This is a genomic window from Jiangella mangrovi, from assembly GCF_014204975.1.
Classification (GTDB): domain Bacteria; phylum Actinomycetota; class Actinomycetes; order Jiangellales; family Jiangellaceae; genus Jiangella; species Jiangella mangrovi.
Genome location: NZ_JACHMM010000001.1, coordinates 5,029,167 through 5,051,954, shown reverse-complemented (window position 1 = coordinate 5,051,954; position 22,788 = coordinate 5,029,167). Strand labels below are relative to the sequence as shown.

Sequence of the window (22,788 nt, the reverse complement as noted above, 5' to 3'; positions counted from 1 at the left end):
GAGGCGGGCTACTCGGAGGCGGCGGCCAGCCCCGCGCGGCGGCCCAACACCGCGCCCGCCGAGAGGCCGGAGCCGCCCGGGTAGTTGCCGTAGAAGATGCCGCCGACGGTCTCGCCGGCGGCGTAGAGTCCGGCGATCCGCTGCCCCGTCCGTCCGATCACCCCCGCCTCGCCGTCGACCCGCAGGCCGCCGAAGGTGAACGTGATGCCGCAGGTGACCTCGAAGGCGTAGAACGGCGGCTGCTCGAGAGGGACCGCCCAGTTGCTCTTCGGCGGCCACAGGTCGGCCGCGGCCTTGCCGTCGCGCGACGTGGGGTCGAACGGGGCGTCCGAGGCGGCGGCGTTGAAACGGTCGACGGTGCGGCGCAGGCTCGGCGCGTCGATGCCGGCACCGTTGGCGAGCTCCTCGATGGTGTCGGCCATGACGCGCGGCGCGACGGCGGGGTCGTACTCGGCCGGGTCGACGAGGCCGATGGTCTGGCTGTCGAAGACCTGGAACGCGCGGCGCGACGGCTGGGCGAGAATCTCGCGGCCGTACTTGGCGTAGGTGAAGTTGCGGAAGTCTGCCCCCTCGTCGAGGAAGCGCTCGCCGTGCAGGTTGACGACGATGCCCAGCCAGTAGCCCTGCTTGGTGGCCCGGTTGCTGAGCTCGGGGTCGCCGGCGTGCGGGTTGGTCGAGGCGTCCCAGGCGGTGGCGTGCGCGCCGCTCCACTCGCCGGCCGAGCCGGCCCACGAGGTGACGGCGGTCTCGAGCAGCTCGCCGGTGTTGAACGGGGTGCCGCGCACGTGCGCGAGGTCCCAGCCGGGGCCGAGGTAGGCGGCGCGCAGCCGCGGGTTGGCCTCGAACCCGCCGGACCCGAGGACGACGGCGTGGGCGTCGATGCGGACGGGCTGCTGCTCGCGCAGGTCGTAGGCGAGGACGTGGTCGACGCGGCGCAGGCGCTCGTCGAAGCCGAGGTCGACGACGGGGGTCTCGAACCGGAACGTCACGCCGGCCTGCAGGCAGGCCTGGTAGAGCCGGTCGACCAGCACCGGGCCCTGGCCGTCGACGCCGAGGAAGAGGCCGCCCCAGAACTGCCAGCGCCCGTCGACGTGGTGGGACTGGCGGTCGTACATGAGCGTCCACGGCACGCCCTGGTCGCGCAGCCAGCGGGCGGTCTCGGCCGACCCGTCGATGATCTGCTGCGCCAGGACGGGGTCGGTGCGCCCGCCGGTGATGCGGTCGAGGTCGCGCTCGAACTCCTTCGCGGAGTACGTCGGCAGGTCGGTGTTCGGCCGGACGCGCTCGCGCATGCCGTCCTCGCCGAGGATGTCGGCCAGCGTCTCGACGGAGTCGACGCCGATGCGGTAGGCGCCGGCGGTGTAGAAGGAGTTGCCGCCCATGCGGTCGTGCGGCGCCTTCTCGAGCACGACGGTGCGCCGGCCCTCCTTCGCCGCCGACAGGGCCGCGGTCAGCGCCGCGTTGCCCGTCCCGACGACCACGACGTCCGCTGCCTGGTGACCGTCCCGCACCGTTCCCATGAACCCTGCCCTACACTCAGTGTGTGCTTCGTATACAACGGACACATTAGTGGTTCCACGGCAGTCGCGCCAGGGAGGAACTGCGGTGATGCAGGCGTTGGTGAAGACCCGTCCCGGCCCCGGCCTGGAGCTCGCCGAGGTGCCCGTGCCACGGCCCGGCCCCGGGGAGGTGCTCGTCCGGGTCGCCGTCGCCGCCGTCTGCGGCTCCGACGTCGCCCGGTACCGCTGGAGCCGCAACTACGAGGCCGGCGCGGCGAAGGACATGACCCGCGACCTGCCGCGGATCCTCGGCCACGAGTTCTCCGGGACGGTGGAGACGGGCGCCGACGGTGTGCCCGACGGCGCCCGGGTCGCGATCCGCAACATCCTGGGCTGCGGCCGGTGCCGGTCCTGCGTCGTCGGCTACGCGAGCACGTGCACGAAGCGGCGCACCATCGGCGTGCACACCGACGGCGGCTACGCCGAGTACGCCGTCGTCCCGGCGGCCAACTGCACGGTGCTCGACGACGGGTTCGACCTGCACCTGGCCGCCGCGCTGCAGCCGTTCGCCATCGCCACGCACGCCGTCGCCAAGGCCGGCTTGGCTCCGGGTGAAACGTTCGCCGTCTGGGGCCTCGGGCCGGTCGGGCTCGCCGTCGTCCTGGCCGCGACGCTCACCGGGGCGAGCGCCGTCGCCGGCTTCGACCTCAACCCCGGGCGCGTGGCCGAGGCTCGGGCGCTGGGCATCCCGGCGTTCGACCCGCGCGAGACCGCCCCGGCCGACGTGCTGCCCCCGCGCTCCGTCGACGCGCTGTTCGACGCGGCCGGGGCGGGTGCCGTCGTGCTCGAGCAGGCCCGGGCCCTGGTGCACCGCGGCCCCGTCGTGCTGATCGGCAACCTGCCCGGCCGGGTCGACGCCGACCTGATGCCGCTGATCATGGCCGAGCAGCGGATCCTCGGCGTGCGGTCGTACTCGGCGCCCGCGTGGGACCGGGCCGTCCGCACCGTCGCGTCGACGCCGTTCCACCGCACCCTCGGCGACGAGGTCCCGCTCGGCCCCGTCGCGCTGGAACGTTTCGAGCTGGCCGCGTCCGGCGCCGGCCGTCCGTTCGCCGTCGTCCCGCATCCGGTGTGACGGCCCCGGAATAGGGCCGCTCGCGGCGGCGCTGCTGATCGACATGGACGCGACGACGGAAGCAGTGCAGCGCCGCCTGCGAGACGAAGAGGAGATCTGGCTGACGACGGTGCGCTCTGACGGCCAGCCGCAGACGTCGCCGGTCGGCTTCCTCTGGGACGGCGAGCGGTTCCTCGTCCTCACGCAGCCGGACAGCGCGAAGGTGCGCAACCTCGGCGCCAACGCGCGCGTCTCGCTGCACCTCGACATCGACCGGGCCGACGGCGACGGCGGCGGCGTGCTGACCGTCGAGGGCGCGGCCGTCGTCGAGGCCGGGCCGCTCACCGGCGACGAGGCCGCCCGCTACGTCGCCAAGTACCGCGCGACCATGGACCTGGTCGGCGTCACCGCCGACGAGTTCCTGGCCGGCTACTCCGCCGTCGTCCGCATCACGCCGACTCGCACCCGCGCCTACTGACGCCCTAGGTGGGTGGCTGCTCGCGGGGGATCAGCGGGAACCGCGGCCGGTCGCCGGCCAGAACCCGTTCGGTCTCCTCGACCATCAGCCCGAAGAACCGCGGCTCGGCGGCCGCCGTCACGCCGGCGATGTGCGGGCTGAGGAAGACGTTCGGCAGCGACCGCAGCGGCGAGTCGACCGGCAGCGGCTCCGGGTCCACCACGTCGAGGCAGGCGATCAGATCGCCGTGCCGCAGCCGGGCGATCAGCGCCTCGGTGTCGACGACCGGGCCGCGCGACACGTTGACGAACACCGTGCCGGGCCGCATGAGCCCGATCTCGCGCTCGCCGATCAGCCCGCGGCTGCGCTCGGTCAGCGGCACCAGGCTGATCACGACGTCGGAACGTTTCAGCACGTTGTCCAGCGACGTCAACGTGATGTCGTAGGCGTCGGCGAGCTGGTCAGGCACGCCGGGGTCGTACGCGAGCACGTCGACATGGAACGGTTCGAGCAGCTCCAACAACCGGCGCCCGATGACACCGAGCGCGATGACGCCGACGGTCCTGCCGGTCAGCTCGCCGTTCAGGTAGCCGAGATCGGCGAGGAACGCCGTGCGGTCGGGCCAGAGCAGCTCGCCGGCGACCAGCCTCCGGAACAGCGCGCCCGCATTGCGCAGCCCGATCATCGACAGCGCCAGCGCCCACTCGGCGACCGGCGGCGACGATGCGTTCGTGGTGTCGACGACGGTGATGCCGCGGCGCCCTGCCACCTCGACGTCGACCCGGGCCGCGAACCGGTCGCCGTGGGTGTCGCCGATCATGACCAGCCGGTCCGCGTGCGCCAGGATCTCGCCGGTCACCCGCGGCGAGCCATAGCTGACGATCAGCGCGTCGAGGCCGGGCACGAACTCGCGGAGCCTGCGCACCGACTCCGCGTCGTCCGGCGGCGGGCCGGCGGTGCGGTCGGGGCCGTCGTACTCCAGCCAGCGCACGTCGGCGAAACGTTCCAGTCGTTCGACGGTGGCGGCGTCGACGTAGCGGGCACGCGCGGCCGCCGTGACGGCGATGCCGACGACCGGACGGCGCCCGGATCCGTCCGTCATGGGCGCACGCTCCGTTCCGCCAGCAGGGCCGCCAGGTTTCCGCCGAGGATCAGCGCGAGGTCGTCGGCGGGCAGGAAGCCGGCGTGCTCGCGCAGCACCTCGAGCGATTGCCGGTAGCTCACGTGCGCCAGCAGCGACGGGTGGTCCGACGCCCAGACCATGCGCCGCGGTCCCCAGGTCTCGTGGAACGCGCGGACGATGCGCAGCCGCTCGGTGTACGGGTAGTCCCACGGGCGGTCCGAGCCGTAGTAGTAGCCGGACACCTTGACCAGCAGGTTCGGCAGGTCCTCCGAGTCCAGCGCGAGCCGGAGCCCGTCCTCGATGCCGCCTGGGTGCAGCATGACCACGGCCAGGTGGTTGACCAGCAGCGGAACCTCGGGGAAGCGGCGGGCGACGTCGCGCAGGTCGTCGAGCCAGACGGGCGGGGCCGCCAGGCTGACCGTCAGCCGGTGCGCCGCGGCGACGGCGAAGAAGGCGCGGCCCTCGTCGGAGAGCAGCCAGCCGTCGTTCTCCGGCCGGAGGTAGTGCGAGACGCCCGCTGGCTGATACGTGTCAACGAGCTTGCGCAACCGGTCGGCGGCGCCCGAGCGGTGGTAGTCGGCGCCCCAGCGGCTGTCGACGTCGACGATGTGGTGGAAGCGGTCCGGATGGGCGCGGACCGCCTCGGCACCGTAGTCGTTGTTGTCGTCGGCGCGCTCGATGCGGGCGTTCACCAGCAGCGCCTGGTCGACGCCGTGCTGGTCCATCTGGAACAGCAGGTTCTGGTAGCTGCCGCGGCCGGTGTCGTCGGGCACCCGCGGCTCGTACGGCCAGCGCGGCCAGACGTGCGTGTGCGAGTCGATGATCACGGTGGCTATCCCTTCAGCGATCCGGCGGCGACGCCCTTCATCACCTGCTGGTTGATCGACAGGTAGACGACGAGCGTGCCCAGGATGGTCGTGCTGATGGCGGCGAAGAGCGGGCCGTACGCCACCGAGCCGTACTCGCCGTTGAAGTTCAGCAGCCCCACTTGAACCGTTGCGAGGTCGGAGCGGGTGTTGAAGGTCAGCGCGATGAGCAGGTCGTTCCACACCGAGAAGAACATCAGCAGCGCGACGGTGAACAGCCCGTTGCGGATCATCGGCAGTCCGACCGACAGGAAGCAGCGCAGCGTCCCGCCGCCGTCCAGCGCGCACGCCTCGAACAGCTCGCGTGGGACCGCTCGGAAGTACGTGGCCAGCAGGAACACCGTCAGCGGCAGGCCATGCCCGACGTAGGTGATGATCAATGGCCAGAGCGAGTCGGTCAGCCCGAGCCGGTAGTAGATGGTGAACAGCGGCAGCAGGATGATCTGCGCCGGCACCATGATGCCGGCGACCACGAACAGCAGCACCTTCGTGCGGCCAGGCCAGAGCATCACCTCGAGCGCGAACGCCGCGCCCGCGCCGAGCGCCAGGATCAGCAGCAGCGACGGGACCGTCACCATCAGGCTGTTGAGCAGGTTGGTGCCGAGGTTGCCCGTCGTCATCGCGGTGACGAAGTTGTCGAAGCCGAAGCTGGTCGGCAACGACCAGAGCGGCTCGTTGAGGAACTGCTCCTGCGTCTTGAACGAGCCGCTCAGGATCCAGAAGATCGGGTAGATCTCGATCACCAGGATCACCGCGATCAGCCCGCGGACCAGCCACTTGCGGGTGGTCGCCGGCAGGCCCGGGCGTGGCGGGCCGGGGTGGCGCGGGGGCGGGGCGTCCGCCGTCGCCGTCGTCAAGGTCTGGGTACTCACGTCGTCCTCCTCTCTAGCTCTGCGTCAGGTCTCGCCGGGACGACCGGAAGATCAGCAGCGTGACCGCGAGACAGAGGACGGTGATGAGCAGGGCGATGGTGCTGCCGTAGCCGTAGTCGCTGTACAGGAACGACGTCTGGAACATGTAGAGGTTCAGGGGTGTCGTCGCCGTGCCCGGGCCGCCGTTCGTCAGCGCGACGATCGAGTCGAACACCTTCAGCGACGAGTTCAGGCTGAAGATGATCGACGAGAGCAGCACCGGCAGCGACATCGGCAGCACGATGTAGCGGAACATCGAGAACGAGCGGACGCCGTCCATGCGGGCGGACTCGATGACCTCCTGCGGGATCTCGATCAGTCCGGCGTAGAGGAGGACGGCGTAGAACCCCATGGTCGTCCAGAGGTCCATGATGATGATCACCCAGAAGGCCGTGCCGCCGGAGGCGAACCAGTCGAACTGGCTCACGCCGAACAGGCCGAGAAAGGCGTTGATCGGACCCTCCTGCGGCACGGTCCCGAAGAACTTGCTGAACAACAGCCCGATCGCGACCGACGGCAGGACCACCGGGAAGAACACCAGCGTCCTGATCAGCGACGAGCTCCGGCGCAGCACGAACACGTACAACAGCGCGAGCAGGTACCCGAGCACGATCTGCCCGGCAGTGCGGACCAGCGCGTACTTCACGGTGAACCAGAGCGCCGAGTGGATCACGGGGTCGTCGAACAGCCGGGTGAAGTTGTCGACGCCCACGTAGTCGAAGCCCTGGATGACGTTGCCGGTGAAGAACGAGTACACCAGCGACCACACCACCGGGACGATCATCACCCCGATGTAGACGAGCAGCGCGGGGCCGAGCAGGAGCGCGACGGCCCGTTTGCTGCCGAGTACCTGACGCATGCTGTCCCTTCCCTGCTCAGCCGGCGTCGACGTCGGCCTGCAGGATCTGCATGTACTGGTCGGCCGACATCGCGCCCGTGACCAGCGGCGCGGCGTTGTTGCTGGCGTCGGTGACGGCCTTCTGCGGGAACAGCGCCTCGAACCACAGGACGGTCTCGTCGGTGTTGTCGATGAGCGTCTGCAGCTCCGCGGTCAGCGGCGGGACGTTCTCGGGCGGCGCGCTGAGCTTGAACCCGGAGAACGTGCCCTGGTTCTCCATGACGTTGTCGGCGAAGTTGTTCGCGATGCAGGTCAGCCAGTCGCCGACGGCGTCGTCGTACAGCTTCGAGGACATGGCGGTGGGGGAGCCGACGTTGGCCGGGAGCTGCGCGATGGTGCCGGCGCCGCCCTCGACCTCCGGGAACGGCATGAAGCCGATGTTCTCGGCGCCGACGTTGTTGAGCTCCGGGTCGTTGATCTTCGACAGCATGGACGTCAGCCCGTACATCATCGCGACGTCGCCGTCGAGCAGCTGCTGCTGCGCGGTGTCGAAGTCGAGGTTCGTGATGCCCTCGGTGAAGAAGCCCGACTCGCCGAGGCCGGCGACCGCCTGGGCGGCCTCGACGTACTCGGGGTCGGTGAGCTTCGCGTCGCCGGCCTGGATCGCGTCCATCGCCTCCGGACCGATGGCGCGGAACAGATAGGCGCCGATCCAGCGGCTGATGGTCCAGCCGGTCTTGCCCGACGCGGTGAACGGGGTGATTCCGGCGTCCTTCAGCGTCTGAGCCGAGTCGAGCAGGCCGTCCCAGGTCGTGGGGACCTCGAGGCCGTTGTCGGCGAAGAGCTGCTTGTTGTAGAAGATGCCCTCGATATTGAACTGGAACGGCAGCGACGGGAACGCGCCGTCGAACAGCTTGTCGACGGTGGAGCGCGCGGCCGGCGTCACCTGGTCGATGACGCCGAGGTCGGTGAGGACCTCGTCGAAGTCGGCGACCTGACCGGCCTCTTGCAGCGCTCCGCCCGGGACGATGAACGGATTGTTCGCGGCGAAGAACACCGGCAGGGCGTCCTGGCCGGCGAGCAGCTGCACCTTCTGCTGCATGTTCGTGCCGGGCGTCTGCTCGATGGCCAGCGGCAGGGCGTCGTTCTCGGCCTTGCAGGCGCCGGCGGCGAGGTCGTTCAGCGCGGCCGGCACCTGAGCGTTCTCGGTGGTGAACAGCGCGGACAACTCGGAGGCGCCGTCGCCGCCGCCCCCGCCGGAGCCCGAGGCCGAATCGTCGCCGCCGCACGCGGCCAGGACGGCGACCACACTGGCCGACGCCAGCAGGGCGGCGCCACGTCGGCGCCGGGTGACAGCTGTGTACACCTGTGCCTCCCTCTGGAGATGGTGTCCGCGGCGACGAGGTTCCGTCAGACGCGGAATTGAAGCGTTTCAGCGATGGGCACGCTAGTGTGGGGTCGAAGCTGTGTCAAGGCATGCCCGGTGAGGCGGTCGAGAGTGCCTTCACCAGCATGGTCGTCCCCGGCGGGTGTTCTGCGGGGTGGCCGGGGCCGGCGTGCCCGAGATCGATGAAACGTTCTACATCTCGGCCCGGCGCCGGTGTCGCGGGCGTCAGCGCTCGATCCGCTCCAGGTGCAGCATCCGGGCCAGCACGCGGTCGAGCTCGTCGTCGCGGAAGATCTTCTTCCAGTCATCGCGGACGATCGACTCGCGACCGTAGTCCATGGCGATCAGGCAGGCGTCGGAGAACGGGTTCGACCCGCGCAGCGAGTTCGCCAGCGCGACCTGGGTGTGGCCGAGCAGCATCGCCCGGGCGGCCGGCTCGGGGACGCCCATGGTCGACACCGCCTCGTCGAGCGCCTCCTTCAGCAGTGCGCCGATCATGCAGGCGATCGTCTCGACCAGGGTCGGCTCCAGCTGGGCGAGCTGCTTGACAGTCACCCAGTGCACGTCCAGCACCGGCGCGTACATGGCCCGGATCACCGTCTCGGCCCGCTCGCGCGCGCCGTCACCGTCGGTCGAGGCGCCGGGCACGTCGATGGCCGCCACCACGTCCTGCGGCGCCGCGATCCCGCCGAAGGTGTCGGCGTACTCCTCGGGGGTGTGCCGTTCGAGGAAGACCGACGGGTGGCAGGGGTGCGCGACCGCCTGGACGACGTCGTCGCGGCGGGCGAGCAGGCCGGCGTACACAGCGGCCGGGTCGAGCGTCAGCACGATCGCGCCGGGCTCCAGCCGCGGCACGACGGCGCCGGACACGGCAGCGAGCGCGAGGTCCGGCACCGCCAGGATCACCACGTCGGCGCCGGTCACCGCCTCGTCCGTCGCCGTCACGGTCCGCCCGGCCGCCGTCACCCGCTCGATGCCGGCCGGCGACGTCTCCGCGTAGCGGACGGTGTGCGGCGTGCGCTGCAGGTTGTCGGACACTCGCATGCCCATCTTGCCGCCGGCGCCGATGACCGCGATGGTGAGGTTCTCGCTCATGTGCTGCTCCTGAAGGGGTATTGGAACGTGTCAATCCGAGCCGCGGAACGGCCGGAGCCGTTCGCACGCGGGGCCGGATCAGGGGGCGGTGCTGTCGCGCACCACGAGCTCGGGCTCGTAGACCACCTCGATGTCCTCGGCGTCGCCCGCGATGACGCCGAGCAGCAGGTCGACCGCCGCGATGCCGAAGACCTCGTGCGGCGAGCGGATCGAGCTGATCGGGATGATCGACGAGGCCGCGAACTCGATGTCGTCGTAGCCGATGAGGGCGACGTCGTCGGGCACCCGCACACCGCCGCGGATCAGCGTCTGCAGGATGCCGATGGCCAGCAGGTCGTTGACCGCGAAGATGCCGTCGGGGCGGAGCGGCACGGGTCGCGCGAGCAGTTCGCGCGCGACGGCCTTGCCCCCGGCGATGGTCCGGTCGGGGATGTTGAGGACCTCGAGCGTCGCCGACCCGCTCTCGCGCACGGCGTCACTGGCGCCCTGCAAGCGGTCGCCGACCTGCTTGATGCCGAGCGGCCCGCCGATGAACGCCAGCCGCTGCCGGCCGAGGTCGATCAGGTGCTGCGCGGCCAGCCGTCCGCCCAGCACCTCATCGACGGCGACGTAGGGCAGGTCGGTGCCCTCGACCGGGCGCCCGAACAGCACCGCGGGCGTCCCGCGCGAGCGGACCTGGGCCAGCCGATCCTCGATGGGCTCGTACGACGCGATGAGCATGCCGCGCACCCGGTGCTGCTCGAACATCTGCAGGTAGGCGTCCTCGCGTGCGCGGTCGGCGTGGGTGTTCGCGATGAACACCGACAACCCGGACTCGGCGGCGCGCTTCTCGACGCCCTCGGCGATGCTGGAGAAGAACGGGTTGCTGACGTCGGGGGCGAGATAGGCGATGGCGTTGCTGCGCCCCAGCCGCAGCTGCCGGCCGGCGCTGTTCGGCACGAACCCGAGCGTGTCGATGGCGCGCTGGATGCGCTCGGCCTTCTCGGCCGACACGCGGTCGGGGTGGTTCAGGTAGTGCGAGACGGTGCCGTTGGAGACGTCGGCGAGCAGCGCCACGTCTCGAATGCCGATCTTGCGCACCTGTGTTCCTCCTCTGCCGCCGTCGACGGTCATTCGAGCCGCCGGTGCGTCCGATGGCCGGCCGGCTCTGGCATCCTGATCGCGTGACGAGCCCACTGGCCGCCGGGGCGGCGCTGGAACGTCTGTTCACCGGGACGGTCTGGGCCGAGGGGCCGGTCTGGCTGCCCCGGACGCAGCGCTTGCGCTGGAGCGACATCCCGAATGATCGCATCCTCGAGTGGGACGCGGCGACCGGCGAGACGACGGTCTACGGCACCGGCGTCGAGTACACCAACGGCCGCGTCCTCGACCTCGACGGCCACGTCGTCCAGTGCTCGCACGGGCGGCGCCGGGTGGAGCGCGACGTCGGCGGCATGGTCACCCCGATCGTCGACAGCTTCGAGGGACGACGTTTCAACTCGCCCAACGACGTGGTCGTGGCCGGCGACGGCTCGATCTGGTTCACCGACCCGCCGTACGGCATCCACGAGAGCGGCCGCGAGGGCCACCCGGGGGAGCAGGAGTACGGCGGCTGCTTCGTGTTCCGCTACGACGAGGCGAGCGGCGAGCTGAGCGCCGTCGTCACCGACATGGTGCACCCCAACGGACTGGCCTTCTCGCCCGACGAGTCGGTGCTGTACGTCGCCGACACCGGCTACCTGGACGGCGGCGACGACGCGCCGCGGTCGATCCGCGCCTACGACGTGGCCGGCGGCCGGTGCGGGAACGGGCGGGTGTTCGCGACGGTGCGCCCGGGCGCGTCCGACGGCTTCCGCGTCGACGAGGAGGGTCGCATCTGGTCGTCCAGCGCGGACTCCGTGCAGGTCTTCACGCCCGACGGCGTCCGGGTCGCCCACGTGCCGGTGCCGGAGAAGGTCTCGAACGTCTGCTTCGGCGGCGCCGACGGCACGGAGCTGTTCGTGACGGCGAGCACCAGCCTGTACCGGATCCGCACCACGACCCGGTCGGCGACGCATCACCGCGGCACCGCCTGATCCGGCCGGTCCGGGCGGTCCGGCCGGTCCGGGCGGTCCGGGCGGTCCGGGCGGTCCGGGCGCGGCCGGGCGTACTCGGTGCGCCAGTCGTGCTCGGGCCGGTAGCCGAGCCGGTCGTGGGCCCGGTCGATCGAGATCAGCGTCTCGAACTCGCCCAGCTCCCGCCTGACTGAAACGTTCGGAAACCAGCGGCGGGCCAGATCGGCCGACGGGATGCTCAGCCCGGTGTCGGCCGCCGCGACGGCGTACACCTCCAGCCCCGGCCGGGCCGCGTCGAGCGCCAGCGCCACTGCCGTCGCCGCGTCGCGCACGTCGACGTACGAGCCGAGCAGGTCGCGCCGGTACTCCGGGTCGCCGGCCCGGGCGAACGTGTCGTAGCCGTCCGGGGTGACGATGTTGGTGAACCGCAGCGCTGTCATCGACAGCTCCGGGTGCCACCGCACCAGCTGGCCGGTCATCGTCTCCTCGAGCACCTTGACCAGGCCGTACGTGTTGTTCGCGGCGGTGTGTTCCTCGTCGAGGGGGAGATACGGCGGCGGCTCGGCGAACGGGAAGCCCATGGCCGTGATGCTCGATGCGTAGACGACGGTGCGCACGCCGGCCCGGAGCGCCGCGAACAGCGTGTTGAACGACGCCGTCAGGTTGGCGTGGAACGTGGTGACGTCGGGGACCAGCCCGTTCACCGGGATGGCCGCCAGGTGCACCAGTGCGTCGACGCCGTCGTGCCGCGCCGTCACGCCGAGCAGCGCGTCGAGGGTCTGGCCGTAGTCGGCCAGGTCGACCCGGGCGAACCCCGGCCCGGCCGGGCCCGCGAGGTCGAACCCGACGACGTCGTGCCCGCCGGCCCGCAACCGTTCCAGCGTGGCCGTCCCGAGCCTGCCCGAGCTGCCGGTGACCGCGATCCGCACCGGCCACATCCTGGTCCAGACCTTGAATCGTGTCAACATTCGACGCCCGTATCAGCGACGGCAGCCGTCCAGGCTATTGACACGTTTCACCTGGACTCCCTACGTTCTTGATTCGATTCAAGCCCGGTCGCTCGCTTTCAAGGAGGAAACGTGAGTCTCGTCAGGCGCTATCCACGATCCATGTCCCGCGGGCGCCTGGCCGCCGCGGGTCTGACGGCCGCCGGTCTGCTCGCGGCGGCGGCCTGCGGCCCGGCCGGAGGCGACGGCGACGGTTCGGGCGATGCCGATGCGGCCGGTGGCGCGAGCGAGTTCTCCGTGCTCAGCGCCGTCGAGGCGCCGTACACCCGCGACGCGCTCGACGTGATGGCGGCCGACCAGTGCGCGGCCGAGAACGAGGCGCTGCCGCTGGCCAACAGCACCGTCCCGCAGGCCGACGTCACGACCCGGGCGTCGCTGCTGGCGAGCCAGGACGCGCTCCCCGTCCTGTTCCCGGCGTCGTCGGAGAGCGTGCGGCCCGACGGCGACCTCGTCGAGGGCGGGCTTGTCGTCGACTACGAAGAGGTGCTGACCGAGCTCGGCATCATGGACGACCTGCTGCCGTCCGCCGTGTCGGCGATCAAGAAGGCCTACGACGGCCGGCTCGCGACGCTGCCGTTCCAGTTCAACATCGAGGGCATCTTCTACAACAAGCAGATCTTCGCCGAGCAGGGCATCGAGGTGCCCACGACGTTCGGCGACCTGCTCGCCGTCTCGCAGCAGCTCCAGGACGCCGGCATCCAGCCGTTCTCCGTGGCCGGCGCCACCGGCTGGCCGGCCACCCGCTGGATCAGCACCTACCTCTTCCGTGACGTCGGCCCGGACGCCATGGAGAAGGTCCGCGACGGCGAGGCGAAGCTCACCGACCCCGAGTACGTCGCAGCGGCCCAGGCGATCGCCGACATGGGTGCGGCCGGCTTCTTCGGTGAGGGCGTGGGCTCGATCGACTACGACACCTCGCGCAACCAGTTCGCCACCGGCGAGGTCGCGATGATGTACGGGCTGACGTCGCTGCTGTCGAACTTCAACGACCCCGCCCAGACGCCCATCGGGTCCGAGAACGTCGGCTTGATGTCGTTCCCCGAGGTCGAGGGCGGCGCCGGAAGCATCGAGCAGTTCCCCGCCAACGCCGGGACCCCGATGGCGATGTCGGCCAAGCTCTACGACGACGAGGTCGGCGCGTGGCTGACCTGCATCACCGCGAACTACGGGTCGGCGCTGCTGGCCGACCAGGGCGGGATCTCCGGGTTCGTCGTGTCGGAGCCGGTCGCGGACGTCCCGCCGCTGACGCAGGACGTGCAGACGCTGATGGAGTCGGCGACCGACGGCGTGCTCTGGTTCGAGGCACTGTTCGACGAGAAGTCGCGCGACGTCGCCAAGTTCGGCGTGGCACAGCTCATCACCGGCGATCTCAGCCCCGCCGACTACATGGCGAGCGTGCAGGAGTCGCTCGACGCTGCAGGATGAGTCGGGCGGACTGGCGGTGAGAAGCGTCTTCGACGATCGCAAGACGATCGTCATCCTGCTGGGGCCCGCGCTCCTCGTCTACACGGCGGTCAAGCTCGTGCCAGTCTTCTGGACCGGCGGGCTGTCGTTCTTCGACGGCAACCTGGTGCGCGGGTTCCAGTTCACCGGCCTCGACAACGTGAAGCGCTTCATCGAGGACCCGGTGGCGCTCGACGCGACCTGGTTCACGGTACGGATCGCGATCCTGCTGACGATCGGCCAGGTGATCCTCGGCTACGGGCTGGCGATCCTGTACACGTTCTCGCTGCGGCGGTCGTCGGCGCTGATCCGGACCATCGTGTTCTTCCCGATCGTGCTGCCGACCGTGGCCGTCGGGTTGCTCTTCACGCGGTTCTTCCAGTTCGCGCCGGAGTACGGGGTCGTCGACACCGCGCTCGAGGCGGCGGGAGCCGAACCCGTCGACTGGTTCGCGACCGGGACGGGGTCGGTCGTCGTGCTCGTGATCATGGAGCTCTGGCGGACGATGGGGTTCTACGCCGTCCTGCTCTACGCCGGGCTGATGGACATCCCGGAGGAGCTGCTCGAGTCGGCCCGGCTCGACGGTGCCAACGGCCTGCGGCTGGTGCGGCACATCGTCGTCCCTCTGTCGCTGCCGGTGCTGCTGTCGACGGTGATCTTCAGCTTCAACGCGACGCTGAAGATCTTCGACTCGGTGGTCGCGCTGACCAACGGCGGCCCCGGCACTGACACGACACCACTGACGCTTCACATGTTCCGGACGGCGTTCTCGTACAGCGAGTACGGCTACGGCGCGACGCTGGCGACGGTGCTGACGCTGATGTGCTTCCTGGTCACGATCGTGATCTTCAACTCGTCGCGCCGCGACATCACCCAGGGATAGGGGGCGCCGTGTCCGTCGCCACTCTCGATCCGCCCCGTCCGGCCCCTCCGGACCGGACGGCGACCGGCTCGCCCGGCGGTCGGCGCCGCCGGCCGGTGCTGCGCCGGCTGCCGGTGTGGATCGCCATCGCCGTCATCCTCGTCATCGAGATCTACCCGATCTTCTGGCTGCTGACCAGCTCGTTCAAGACGCAGACGGAGTTCCTCGGCGAGCCCGCCTGGTCGCTGCCGTCGTCGCTGAACCTCGACAACTACGTCGAGGCGCTGACCACCGGCCAGATCGGGCGGAACCTGCTCAACACCGTGATCGTCACCGTGCCGTCGCTGCTCGTGATCCTGCTGCTCGGCTCGGCCGCCGGCTACGCGCTCGAGGTGATGGTCTGGAAGGGCCGGCACCTCACGCTGCTGGTGTTCGTCGGCGGCATCATGGTGCCCGGGCAGATGATCATCGTGCCCTTGTTCGTCGCGTACTTCCGGCTCGGCCTCACCGAGACGTACGCACCGCTGATCATCACCTACATCGCCCTCGGCCTGCCGCTGACGGTGTTCATGATGGCGGCGTACCTGCGGGCCGTCCCGCGCGAGCTGTTCGAGGCAGCGGCCATCGACGGTGCCGGGATGCTGCGGTCGTTCTTCTCCATCGGCCTGCCGCTGATGAAGAACGCGATCTTCACGATCGCGCTGATCGAGTTCTTCTCGATCTGGAACGACCTGCTGGTCGCGCTGACGTTCACGACCAACCCGGAGCTCGCGACGATTCAAGTGGGGCTGCTGAACTTCCGCGGCGAGTTCGGTTCCATCGAGTACGGCCCGTTGTTCGCCGGCATCTGCGTCAACGTCTTCGGCACCCTGGTGCTCTATCTGTTCCTCAACCAGCGGATCATGCGCGGGCTGGCCGGGGGAGCGCTCAAGGGCTGACGCGGCGACGGGGTCAACGCAGCCCGCGGGCGGTCAGTTCGGCGCCGACGGCGGCGAGGTTCTCGTGCGTCATCTCGGAGTACTTGCGCGACAGGATGACGCCCTGCGCCCCGCCGTCGAGGGCGGCGCCGAGCGAGCGGCGGATCTCGTCGGGCGTCGTCTGCTTGACGTGCTCGGGTGTCGGGACGTTGACGTCGAGGCCGGGGTAGACGACGGCCTGATCGCCGACCGCCGCGACCGTGCGCCGGGTCTCCCTGGCCACGTAGTCGGGCGACAGGCCGCGGGCCGGCAGCTCCTCGAACGGCATCGCCTCGTCGTAGCCGAGCACACCGCGGACGAGGTCGTACACCGTCTGCTCGGAGACGCCCTCGAACAGCCGCGCCGTCACCGTGCTGACGTAGTGGTGCAGCCGGTAGCCCGCGCAGTTGTTGTAGAGGACCGGCTTCACGAAGTCGCTGTAGGTCGCCATGCGGCCGAAGTCGACCTGGGAGCGGTAGACCGGCGAGAACGAGTTGTGGTGCCACACGTGCCAGCCGACCTGGACGTCGGGAGCGAGGAACTTGACCGCGCCGTACAGCCGGGCCTGAAACGCTTCATAGCCCTCGTGCCACAGCTGGTCCCACGCGACGATCTCGGGGTAGCGCATGAGCAGCCGCAGGAACCGGACGAACCGGGTGTCGGTCGCCCCCGCGTCGGCGGCGCCGGTGACCAGCCGGTACAGCTCGAGGTAGCCCTCGCGGGCCCGGCGAGCGTCGATGCCGGCGCGCTCGGCCGCGGCCTCGCAGTGCGCGCAGAAGCAGTACGGGTTGCCGTTGCGCGCGAAGCCGCCGTCGGAGAGCAGGTTGTCCAGCGGGCCGTTGCGCTCGGAGCCCCACATGACGCCGTCGAGCGGGTAGCTCTTGACGTGGTCCTCGACGATCGACAGCCACCAGTTCTGGTAGTCCGGGTTGCGCAGGCAGGCGTACATGTCGGCGCGGCCCCACGCGTCCTGCTGCAGCACCTTGGGCCAGTTCGGCACGTGCTTGGTGAGCCCGGAGTGGGTGTTCTCGAGGATGAACGCGTACACCCGCATGTCCCGCTCGTGCGCGGCCGGGATGACGTCGCCGAGCGCGTCGAAGCCGGCGGTGACGGGGTCGGGTGCGCGGTACGGGCCGAGGACGGTGTCGCCGTAGTACTCGGGGTGCTGCCGGACGTAGGAGCCGCCGAAGTGTTCGTCGTCGAGCTCGCGCGGGCCGTGACCCGGCCATGGCCGGTAGCCGATCTGCCGGCCCTGCACGCCTCGGTCGAACGACTGGCTCGCGACGACGACGGCGTTCGCGCCGGCCTTGTCGCGCAGGACGTCGAGCACGTCGCCGACCCCTTCGTCGACGAACGAGATCGCCCCGATCTGCACTCCCACGAACGTGGACACCTGGCCTCCTTGGACGGGTCGGAGCCTCACGCTATGGTGCTTGATTGGAACGTGTCAATCGGCGTTCACCAGCGGTACAGCGATGGGCTACGCTTCGGCATTGAAACGTTTTGTCCCATGGAGGTGCCGATGACAGCCACGCCGTCCGCTCCGCGAGTGGAGCACCATCGAGAGCCCCTGGGCATCGGCGAGATCCGGCCGAGACTCTCGTGGACGGTGACCGCGAACGGGCCGTGGCGGCAGGCCGGCTACGACCTCGAGCTCACCCGGGCGACCACCGGAGTGCCGGCGGGCGGCGGGTCGTCGGGCGGCGGGCCGTCGGGCGCAGGCGGCCGGGTGCGGACCGAGGTCGTCACCGTCTCCTCGTCCGACCAGGTGCTGGTGCCCTGGCCGGGCGAGCCGCTGGCGTCGCGGGAGCGGGCGACGGTCCGGGTCCGGCTGCACGGCGAGGACGGTACGACGAGCGGGTGGAGCGAGCCGGCCGCGCTGGAGGCAGGACTACTCGAGCCGGGCGACTGGACGGCGGTCCCGGTGGGCGCGGCCTGGGACGAGGACCCGGACAGCGACGACCGGCGGCCGTCGCTGGTGCGGCGCGAGTTCACCGTCGCCGGCACCGTCGTCGCGGCGCGGCTCTACGCGACGGCGCATGGGCTGTACGAGGCGGAGATCAACGGCCGCCGCGTCGGCGACGACACGATGTCGCCCGGCTGGACCGTCTACGGGCAGCACCTGCGCTACTACACCTACGACGTGACGGAGCTGGTGCGGCCGGGCGCGAACGCCGTCGGCGCCTGGCTCGGCGACGGGTGGTACCGGGGCCGGCTCGGCTGGAACGGCGGGTTCCGCAACCTCTACGGCAGCGACCTCTCGTTCCTCGCGCAGCTGGAGCTGACCTACGCCGACGGCCGGGTCGAGACGGTCGCGACGGACGGGTCGTGGCGGGCGGCGCCGAGCCCGATCCTGCGCACCGGCAACTACGACGGCGAGGACTACGACGCCCGGGCGGAGCACGCGGGCTGGTCCGAACCCGGCTTCGACGACGCGGTCTGGACGCCGGTCGCCGTCCGGGAGCGCGACCCCGCGACGCTGCGGGCGCCCACCGGTCCGCCGGTGCGGTGCACCGAAGAGGTCCGCCCCGCCGCCGTCCTCACGACCCCCAGTGGCGGCCGCGTCCTCGACTTCGGGCAGAACCTGGTCGGCCGGGTCCGCCTCCGCGTCACCGGACCCGCCGGCAGCACCGTCACGCTGCGCACCGCCGAGGTCCTGCAGGACGGCGAGCTCTACACCCGCCCGCTCCGCGACGCGCGCTCGGCCGACAGTTACACGCTGGCCGGCCGCCCGGACGGCGAGGAGTGGGAGCCGCGGTTCACGTTCCACGGCTTCCGGTACGCCGAGGTCACCGGCTGGCCGGGCGACCTCGACGCCGCGGCTGCCGCCGGTGACCTCGTCGCCCGCGTCTACCACTCCGACCTCGAGCGGACCGGCTGGTTCGAGTGCTCCGACCCGCTGGTGAACCGGCTGCACGAGAACGTCGTGTGGAGCATGCGCGGCAACGTCGTCGACATCCCGACCGACTGCCCGCAGCGCGACGAGCGGGTCGGCTGGACCGGCGACATCCAGGTGTTCGGGCCGACGGCGAGCTTCCTCTACGACGTGTCCGGCCTGCTGGCCGGCTGGCTGGGCGACGTCGAGCGCGAGCAGCTGCCCGATGGGACGGTGCCGTGGTACGTCCCGGTCATCCCGTCGAAGCAGCGGTGGACGCCGATCCGGCCGGGCGCCGCGTGGGGCGACGTCGCGACATTCCTGCCGTGGACGCTGTACGAGCGCTACGGCGACGCGGGCGTCGTCGCGGACCAGTTCGAGAGCGCCCGCCGCTGGGTCGACTGTGTGGACGACCTGGCCGGGCCGGACCACCTGTGGAACGAAGGGTTCCAGCTCGGCGACTGGCTCGACCCGGCCGCGCCGCCGGACGACCCGGCCGGCGCGCGCACCGACCGGTACCTGGTGGCGACGGCGTACTTCGCGGCCTCGGCACGCCGGGTGGCCTGGCTCGCCGACGTCTTGGAACGTGTCAAGGAACGCGACCACTACACCGCACTGGCCGACGCCGTCCGTGACGCGTTCGCCGCGGCCTACGTCCTGCCCGACGGCCGGATGACCAGCGACGCGCAGACGGCGTACGCGCTGGGGCTGCGGTTCGAGCTGATCCCGGACGAGCTGCGGGCGGCGGCCGGGCGCCGGCTGGGCGAGCTGGTCCGCGCCGACGGCAACCGGATCGCGACCGGGTTCGTCGGGACGCCGCTGGTCAGCGACGCGCTGACGGACGCCGGCGAGCTGGCCACGGCCTACGACCTGCTGCTGGAGCGGGAGTGCCCGTCCTGGCTGTACCCGGTGACCCAGGGGGCGACCACGGTGTGGGAGCGCTGGGACAGCCTCATGCCCGACGGCACCGTCAACCCCGGGACGATGACGTCGTTCAACCATTACGCGCTCGGCGCGGTGGCCGACTGGCTGCACCGCGTGGTGGCCGGCCTGGCTCCGGCCGCGCCAGGCTACCGGCGGGTGCGGTTCCGGCCGCGGCCGGGCGGCGGGCTGACCTGGGCGCGGGCCCGGCACCGCTCGCCGTACGGCGAGGTGTCGATCGAGTGGCGCATCGACGACGGCGCTCTGGTCGTCGAGACGGAGCTGCCGGTCGGCACCACCGGTGTTCTCGAGCTGCCCGACGGGATCAGCGTGGAGCTCGTCGCCGGCCGGCACGAGCATCGGTCGGTTCTCTCGGAGGTGGCGGTATGAGCAGGGTCGCGCTGGGCGGGTCCGGGTTCTCCATCGGGGAGACGCAGGACGAGGCCGCCGCCATCGACACGATCCGCACGGCGTACGACCACGGCGTGCGGCAGTTCGACTCCGCCCGCGCCTACGCGACCGTCGACGACCCGCTGCACAACGAGACGCTGTTCCGCCGGGCGCTCGCCGGCCGCGACGACGCCGTCATCGGCACGAAGGGCGGCCACTTCCGCGTCGACCGCGAGACCTGGGGCGTCGACGGCAGCCCGTCGGCGCTGCGCCGCGACTGCGAGAACAGCCTCACCGCCCTGGGCGTCGACGCGCTGCCGCTGTACTACCTGCACAAGCCCGACCCGGACGTGCCGCTCGCCGAGAGCGTCGGCGCACTGCACGAGCTGCGCACCGAGGGCAAGATCGTCGACGTCGGGGTCTGCAACGTGTCGGCCGAGCAGCTGGCGCAGGCGCTCGCCGTCACGCCGATCGCCGTCGTGCAGAACAAGTTCTCGCCGTACCAGTCGGGCGAGCGCGGTGTGCTGGCGGCCGCCGAGTCGGCGGGGCTGCGGTTCTACGCGTACTCGCCGCTCGGTGGGAAGAAGGACCGCGGCCGGCTGCCGTCGCTCATGCCGGACACCGTCGCGCTGGCGGCGGAGCTGGACGTCTCGTTCCAGCGGCTGGTGCTGGCCTGGCTGCTGGCGCAGAGTTCGGCGCTGACGGTGATCAGCGGGGCGCGGCGGACGGTGACGGCGGCCGACTCGGCCGCGGCCGGCGACGTCGTGCTGGACGAGGGGAGTGCGGCGCGGATCGGCGTCGAGGCCGCCGCGCTGGAACTACCGTGACGCCAGCCAGCCGATGAGGCCGAGCAGGAGCAGGCCGAGGAACAGCACCACGATGACGGCGAGGAGCACGGTGCTGCCGGGCCAGCGGCCCTGACGCTCCTCGGGCTGCTCGAACGCGCTGGGCCGGTCATCGGACGCGCGGTCGCGCGGTTGCTGGGCCGGGTCCTCGTAGCCGCCGCCCTGGTGATCGCTTCGGCCGGTCATGGTGCCCTCCTGCCGGCGGGGTAGGCCGCCGGGCTACTCGTCGAGTACCCAGCAGGAGGTGCGGCAACCGTCAGCGGTCGGTGGCGGCGGGACTCTCGATCTCGATGAGGTCCGCGCTGCCGCCGTCCTGGAGGGTGCTCAGCATGAGGACCGAGCCGGCGATCATGAGGACGGCCACGACGAGCAGCACGGCGAGCTTCGCCGGGGTCCCGGACTGGAGCAGCCAGCGGCGCAGAGGCGCCAGCGCGTGGCGGTCGGACATCGTCGTCCCATCGTCAACGGAGTGCGTCGATTCGACCGTATGTGAGCGGTTCGTCCCCGCGCCATCGAAATGGTCACATTGCCCCGAAAACTGGTCAGATTCGGACGCCGCCGATCACACCCTCGACCACTGTCGATCATGGAGAAGGTCGGCTTTCCGGTCGCTCGGCAGCCGACCTTCTCCATGATCAACGGGGTGGGGCGGGTGGGGTGGCCGGCGGAGAGGTCGGCGTAGAGGTCGGCCGGGTGGGCGGCGGGGCGAAGGCGGCCAGGAAGGTCGCGACGGCGGCGTCGGCGTGCGCCGTCAGGTCGCGCGGGGTGGGCGTGCCCGCCGGGGTGAACAGCGACTCGTTGAACGGCGCGCCGAGCAGCAGCCAGAGGAACTGCTCGGCCGCGACGTCCATGTCGCCGGCGAGCAGTCCGCGCCCGGCGAGCGCGCCGAAGAGCTGGCGCAGCGTCCGGAGCCCGCGCAGCCGGCTGCGCTCGTCCCAGGTGCGGGCGAGGTCGGGGAACCGCTCCGCCTCGGTGGCGACCAGCCGGCGCATGCGCAGCAGGTCCGAGCCGGTGACGGTGGTGACGAACTCGCGCGCGAACGCCCGCAGGTCGCCGGGCAGGTCCGACGTGAGCGCGTCGAGGTGGACCTCGGAGCGGCGCTCGGCTGCCTCGATGTCGCGCCGGATGACCGCGGCGAACAGTTGCTCCTTGCTGGGGAAGTACTTGTAGAGCGTCACCTTCGAGATGGCGGCGAGGGCGGCGATCTCGTCGACGCCCGCGGGGCCGAAGCCGCGGCGCAGGAACACCGTCCGCGCGGCGTCGAGGATGAGCGGCTCCTTCGGGGTGCCGCGACCCCTTGTCGGCTCCATGAACTGAACTGTACAGTACTCGACATCACTAGAGTACTGAACAGTTCAGTATCAAAGCCGAGTGAAGGATGAGTGGTCGACATGCAGGCACGATCCCCCGACGGCACACCGATCGCCGTCCGCCGCAGCGGCGACGGGCCGGCCCTGGTCATGGTCGACCCCGCGGGCGCGTTCCACGGGCTGCGGCCCATGGCCGGCGCGGTGCCGGCCCTGGCCCGCCGGTTCACCGTCCACACCTACGACCGGCGCGGCCGCGGCGACAGCGGCGACGCCCCGGACTACGCGCCCGAGCGCGAGGTCGAGGACCTGGCGGCGGTCGTCGAGCTGGCCGGCGGCGACGCGTACGTCTACGGGTTCAGCTCCGGCTGCGCGGTGGCACTGCGCGCGGCGGCCGCCGGGCTGCCGGTTCCACGGGTCGCGCTGCTCGAGCCGCCGTTCCAGGTCGACGAGCCGGACGACGTGGAGTTCACCGCCGAGCTGCGCCGCCTGATCGAACGCGGCGAGCGGGGCGCCGCCGTCGAGTTCTTCAACCGCGGCGTCGGCGTGCCCGACGAGTTCATCGCCCAGCTGCGCGAGCACCCGGCCTGGCCCGGCCTCGAGGCCATGGCGCACACCTTCCTCTACGACGTCGCGGTCACGGCCTCGATGACGTCGGACCTGCTCGGCTCGGTGAAGGCGCCGACGCTGGTGCTCAACAGCGACGGCAGCGACGACTACCTGCGCGGCGCCGCTCGCGACGTCGCCTCGCGGCTGCCCGCGGCCGAGCACCGCGAGGTCCCCGGCGACTGGCACGGCGTCGACGACGAGGCCCTGGCCGCCCTGCTCGGCGACTGGTTCCGCTGACACCTTCTGGACA

At 71.2% G+C, this 22,788-nt stretch carries 22 protein-coding genes; 9 read left to right on the top strand and 13 right to left on the bottom strand.

All coding sequences use genetic code 11. The annotated features are described in order from the left end of the window. Positions 1-8: 8 nt before the first annotated feature. On the bottom strand, positions 9-1,520 hold the full coding sequence (gene tcuA, locus HD601_RS23370; RefSeq protein WP_184825944.1) for an FAD-dependent tricarballylate dehydrogenase TcuA: 1,512 nt from the start codon (positions 1,518-1,520) through the stop codon (positions 9-11). A gap of 88 nt (positions 1,521-1,608) precedes the next feature. Between tcuA and HD601_RS23365 the strand changes: the two genes are divergently transcribed. Beyond that, the gene (locus HD601_RS23365; protein WP_184825942.1) at positions 1,609-2,634 is read left to right on the top strand and encodes a zinc-dependent alcohol dehydrogenase; all 1,026 of its coding nucleotides are present in this window, start codon (positions 1,609-1,611) and stop codon (positions 2,632-2,634) included. A gap of 43 nt (positions 2,635-2,677) precedes the next feature. Continuing rightward, entirely contained in the window at positions 2,678-3,091 is a 414-nt protein-coding gene (locus HD601_RS23360; protein WP_184825940.1) for a TIGR03667 family PPOX class F420-dependent oxidoreductase, read from the top strand. Between the two features lie 4 nt (positions 3,092-3,095). Here the strand turns inward: HD601_RS23360 and HD601_RS23355 are convergent, their stop codons facing one another. The 7 genes from HD601_RS23355 to HD601_RS23325 all read right to left on the bottom strand — a co-directional run bounded on the left by HD601_RS23355 (position 3,096) and on the right by HD601_RS23325 (position 10,370). Then, the gene (locus HD601_RS23355; protein ID WP_184825938.1) at positions 3,096-4,172 is read right to left on the bottom strand and encodes an NAD(P)-dependent oxidoreductase; all 1,077 of its coding nucleotides are present in this window, start codon (positions 4,170-4,172) and stop codon (positions 3,096-3,098) included. Continuing rightward, positions 4,169-5,020, bottom strand: coding sequence for an amidohydrolase family protein (locus HD601_RS23350; RefSeq protein WP_184825936.1), 852 nt, complete (start codon positions 5,018-5,020; stop codon positions 4,169-4,171). The genes HD601_RS23355 and HD601_RS23350 overlap by 4 nt, the downstream gene beginning before the upstream one ends. Before the next feature lie 5 nt (positions 5,021-5,025). Then, the gene (locus HD601_RS34185; protein WP_184825933.1) at positions 5,026-5,931 is read right to left on the bottom strand and encodes an ABC transporter permease subunit; all 906 of its coding nucleotides are present in this window, start codon (positions 5,929-5,931) and stop codon (positions 5,026-5,028) included. A 13-nt stretch (positions 5,932-5,944) separates the two neighbouring features. Further along, complete coding sequence (locus HD601_RS23340) at positions 5,945-6,829, bottom strand: carbohydrate ABC transporter permease (protein WP_184825931.1); 885 nt, start codon at positions 6,827-6,829, stop codon at positions 5,945-5,947. Between the two features lie 16 nt (positions 6,830-6,845). Continuing rightward, positions 6,846-8,174 (bottom strand): extracellular solute-binding protein, encoded by a 1,329-nt coding sequence (locus HD601_RS23335; protein ID WP_184825929.1) that lies wholly within the window; start codon positions 8,172-8,174, stop codon positions 6,846-6,848. 246 nt (positions 8,175-8,420) lie between these two features. Next, positions 8,421-9,290 (bottom strand): phosphogluconate dehydrogenase C-terminal domain-containing protein, encoded by an 870-nt coding sequence (locus HD601_RS23330; RefSeq protein ID WP_184825928.1) that lies wholly within the window; start codon positions 9,288-9,290, stop codon positions 8,421-8,423. A 78-nt stretch (positions 9,291-9,368) separates the two neighbouring features. Then, positions 9,369-10,370: a substrate-binding domain-containing protein gene (locus HD601_RS23325; protein WP_221441236.1), complete on the bottom strand. Its 1,002-nt coding sequence runs from the start codon at positions 10,368-10,370 to the stop codon at positions 9,369-9,371. A 53-nt stretch (positions 10,371-10,423) separates the two neighbouring features. Between HD601_RS23325 and HD601_RS23320 the strand changes: the two genes are divergently transcribed. Then, positions 10,424-11,344 carry an SMP-30/gluconolactonase/LRE family protein gene (locus HD601_RS23320; protein ID WP_184825924.1) on the top strand — a complete coding sequence of 307 codons (921 nt, stop codon included), beginning with the start codon at positions 10,424-10,426 and terminating at the stop codon, positions 11,342-11,344. On the opposite strand, the gene HD601_RS23315 is transcribed toward HD601_RS23320, so the two are convergent. Further along, complete coding sequence (locus tag HD601_RS23315; RefSeq protein ID WP_184825922.1) at positions 11,326-12,252, bottom strand: NAD-dependent epimerase/dehydratase family protein; 927 nt, start codon at positions 12,250-12,252, stop codon at positions 11,326-11,328. The genes HD601_RS23320 and HD601_RS23315 overlap by 19 nt on opposite strands. A 180-nt stretch (positions 12,253-12,432) precedes the next feature. Between HD601_RS23315 and HD601_RS23310 the strand changes: the two genes are divergently transcribed. From HD601_RS23310 to HD601_RS35975, 3 genes are read left to right on the top strand one after another with little or no spacing between them, the layout of a single operon-like run. Then, the gene (locus HD601_RS23310; protein WP_184825920.1) at positions 12,433-13,755 is read left to right on the top strand and encodes an ABC transporter substrate-binding protein; all 1,323 of its coding nucleotides are present in this window, start codon (positions 12,433-12,435) and stop codon (positions 13,753-13,755) included. 16 nt (positions 13,756-13,771) lie between these two features. Continuing rightward, positions 13,772-14,656 (top strand): ABC transporter permease subunit, encoded by an 885-nt coding sequence (locus HD601_RS23305; protein ID WP_184825918.1) that lies wholly within the window; start codon positions 13,772-13,774, stop codon positions 14,654-14,656. 8 nt (positions 14,657-14,664) lie between these two features. Further along, a complete protein-coding gene (locus HD601_RS35975; protein ID WP_184825916.1) occupies positions 14,665-15,573 on the top strand; it encodes an ABC transporter permease subunit in 909 nt (302 codons plus the stop codon). 13 nt (positions 15,574-15,586) lie between these two features. On the opposite strand, the gene HD601_RS23295 is transcribed toward HD601_RS35975, so the two are convergent. Next, positions 15,587-16,984: an alpha-amylase family protein gene (locus tag HD601_RS23295; protein ID WP_184825914.1), complete on the bottom strand. Its 1,398-nt coding sequence runs from the start codon at positions 16,982-16,984 to the stop codon at positions 15,587-15,589. Between the two features lie 129 nt (positions 16,985-17,113). On the opposite strand from HD601_RS23295, the gene HD601_RS23290 reads away from it, so the two are divergent. Both HD601_RS23290 and HD601_RS23285 read left to right on the top strand, forming a co-directional pair. Further along, complete coding sequence (locus HD601_RS23290; protein WP_184825912.1) at positions 17,114-19,777, top strand: glycoside hydrolase family 78 protein; 2,664 nt, start codon at positions 17,114-17,116, stop codon at positions 19,775-19,777. After that, positions 19,774-20,604: an aldo/keto reductase gene (locus tag HD601_RS23285; protein WP_184825910.1), complete on the top strand. Its 831-nt coding sequence runs from the start codon at positions 19,774-19,776 to the stop codon at positions 20,602-20,604. Before HD601_RS23290 ends, HD601_RS23285 begins: the two co-directional genes overlap by 4 nt. Here HD601_RS23285 and HD601_RS23280 read toward each other — a convergent pair. The 3 genes from HD601_RS23280 to HD601_RS23270 all read right to left on the bottom strand — a co-directional run bounded on the left by HD601_RS23280 (position 20,596) and on the right by HD601_RS23270 (position 21,932). Beyond that, positions 20,596-20,808 carry a hypothetical protein gene (locus tag HD601_RS23280; RefSeq protein ID WP_184825908.1) on the bottom strand — a complete coding sequence of 71 codons (213 nt, stop codon included), beginning with the start codon at positions 20,806-20,808 and terminating at the stop codon, positions 20,596-20,598. The two genes, HD601_RS23285 and HD601_RS23280, sit on opposite strands and share 9 nt — an antisense overlap. A gap of 70 nt (positions 20,809-20,878) precedes the next feature. Further along, entirely contained in the window at positions 20,879-21,070 is a 192-nt protein-coding gene (locus HD601_RS23275) for a hypothetical protein (RefSeq protein WP_184825906.1), read from the bottom strand. A gap of 187 nt (positions 21,071-21,257) precedes the next feature. After that, positions 21,258-21,932: a TetR/AcrR family transcriptional regulator gene (locus tag HD601_RS23270; RefSeq protein WP_184825903.1), complete on the bottom strand. Its 675-nt coding sequence runs from the start codon at positions 21,930-21,932 to the stop codon at positions 21,258-21,260. A gap of 81 nt (positions 21,933-22,013) precedes the next feature. On the opposite strand from HD601_RS23270, the gene HD601_RS23265 reads away from it, so the two are divergent. Then, on the top strand, positions 22,014-22,775 hold the full coding sequence (locus tag HD601_RS23265; RefSeq protein WP_184825901.1) for an alpha/beta fold hydrolase: 762 nt from the start codon (positions 22,014-22,016) through the stop codon (positions 22,773-22,775). The last annotated feature ends 13 nt before the right edge of the window (positions 22,776-22,788 follow it).

Coding starts and splice junctions, on each gene's coding strand:
- tcuA (WP_184825944.1), bottom strand. CDS start 1,520: ATGGGAACGGTGCGGGACGGTCACCAGGCAGCGGACGTCGTGGTCGTC.
- HD601_RS23365 (WP_184825942.1), top strand. CDS start 1,609: ATGCAGGCGTTGGTGAAGACCCGTCCCGGCCCCGGCCTGGAGCTCGCC.
- HD601_RS23360 (WP_184825940.1), top strand. CDS start 2,678: ATGGACGCGACGACGGAAGCAGTGCAGCGCCGCCTGCGAGACGAAGAG.
- HD601_RS23355 (WP_184825938.1), bottom strand. CDS start 4,172: ATGACGGACGGATCCGGGCGCCGTCCGGTCGTCGGCATCGCCGTCACG.
- HD601_RS23340 (WP_184825931.1), bottom strand. CDS start 6,829: ATGCGTCAGGTACTCGGCAGCAAACGGGCCGTCGCGCTCCTGCTCGGC.
- HD601_RS23330 (WP_184825928.1), bottom strand. CDS start 9,290: ATGAGCGAGAACCTCACCATCGCGGTCATCGGCGCCGGCGGCAAGATG.
- HD601_RS23320 (WP_184825924.1), top strand. CDS start 10,424: ATGGCCGGCCGGCTCTGGCATCCTGATCGCGTGACGAGCCCACTGGCC.
- HD601_RS23310 (WP_184825920.1), top strand. CDS start 12,433: ATGTCCCGCGGGCGCCTGGCCGCCGCGGGTCTGACGGCCGCCGGTCTG.
- HD601_RS23290 (WP_184825912.1), top strand. CDS start 17,114: ATGACAGCCACGCCGTCCGCTCCGCGAGTGGAGCACCATCGAGAGCCC.
- HD601_RS23285 (WP_184825910.1), top strand. CDS start 19,774: ATGAGCAGGGTCGCGCTGGGCGGGTCCGGGTTCTCCATCGGGGAGACG.
- HD601_RS23280 (WP_184825908.1), bottom strand. CDS start 20,808: ATGACCGGCCGAAGCGATCACCAGGGCGGCGGCTACGAGGACCCGGCC.
- HD601_RS23275 (WP_184825906.1), bottom strand. CDS start 21,070: ATGTCCGACCGCCACGCGCTGGCGCCTCTGCGCCGCTGGCTGCTCCAG.
- HD601_RS23270 (WP_184825903.1), bottom strand. CDS start 21,932: ATGGAGCCGACAAGGGGTCGCGGCACCCCGAAGGAGCCGCTCATCCTC.
- HD601_RS23265 (WP_184825901.1), top strand. CDS start 22,014: ATGCAGGCACGATCCCCCGACGGCACACCGATCGCCGTCCGCCGCAGC.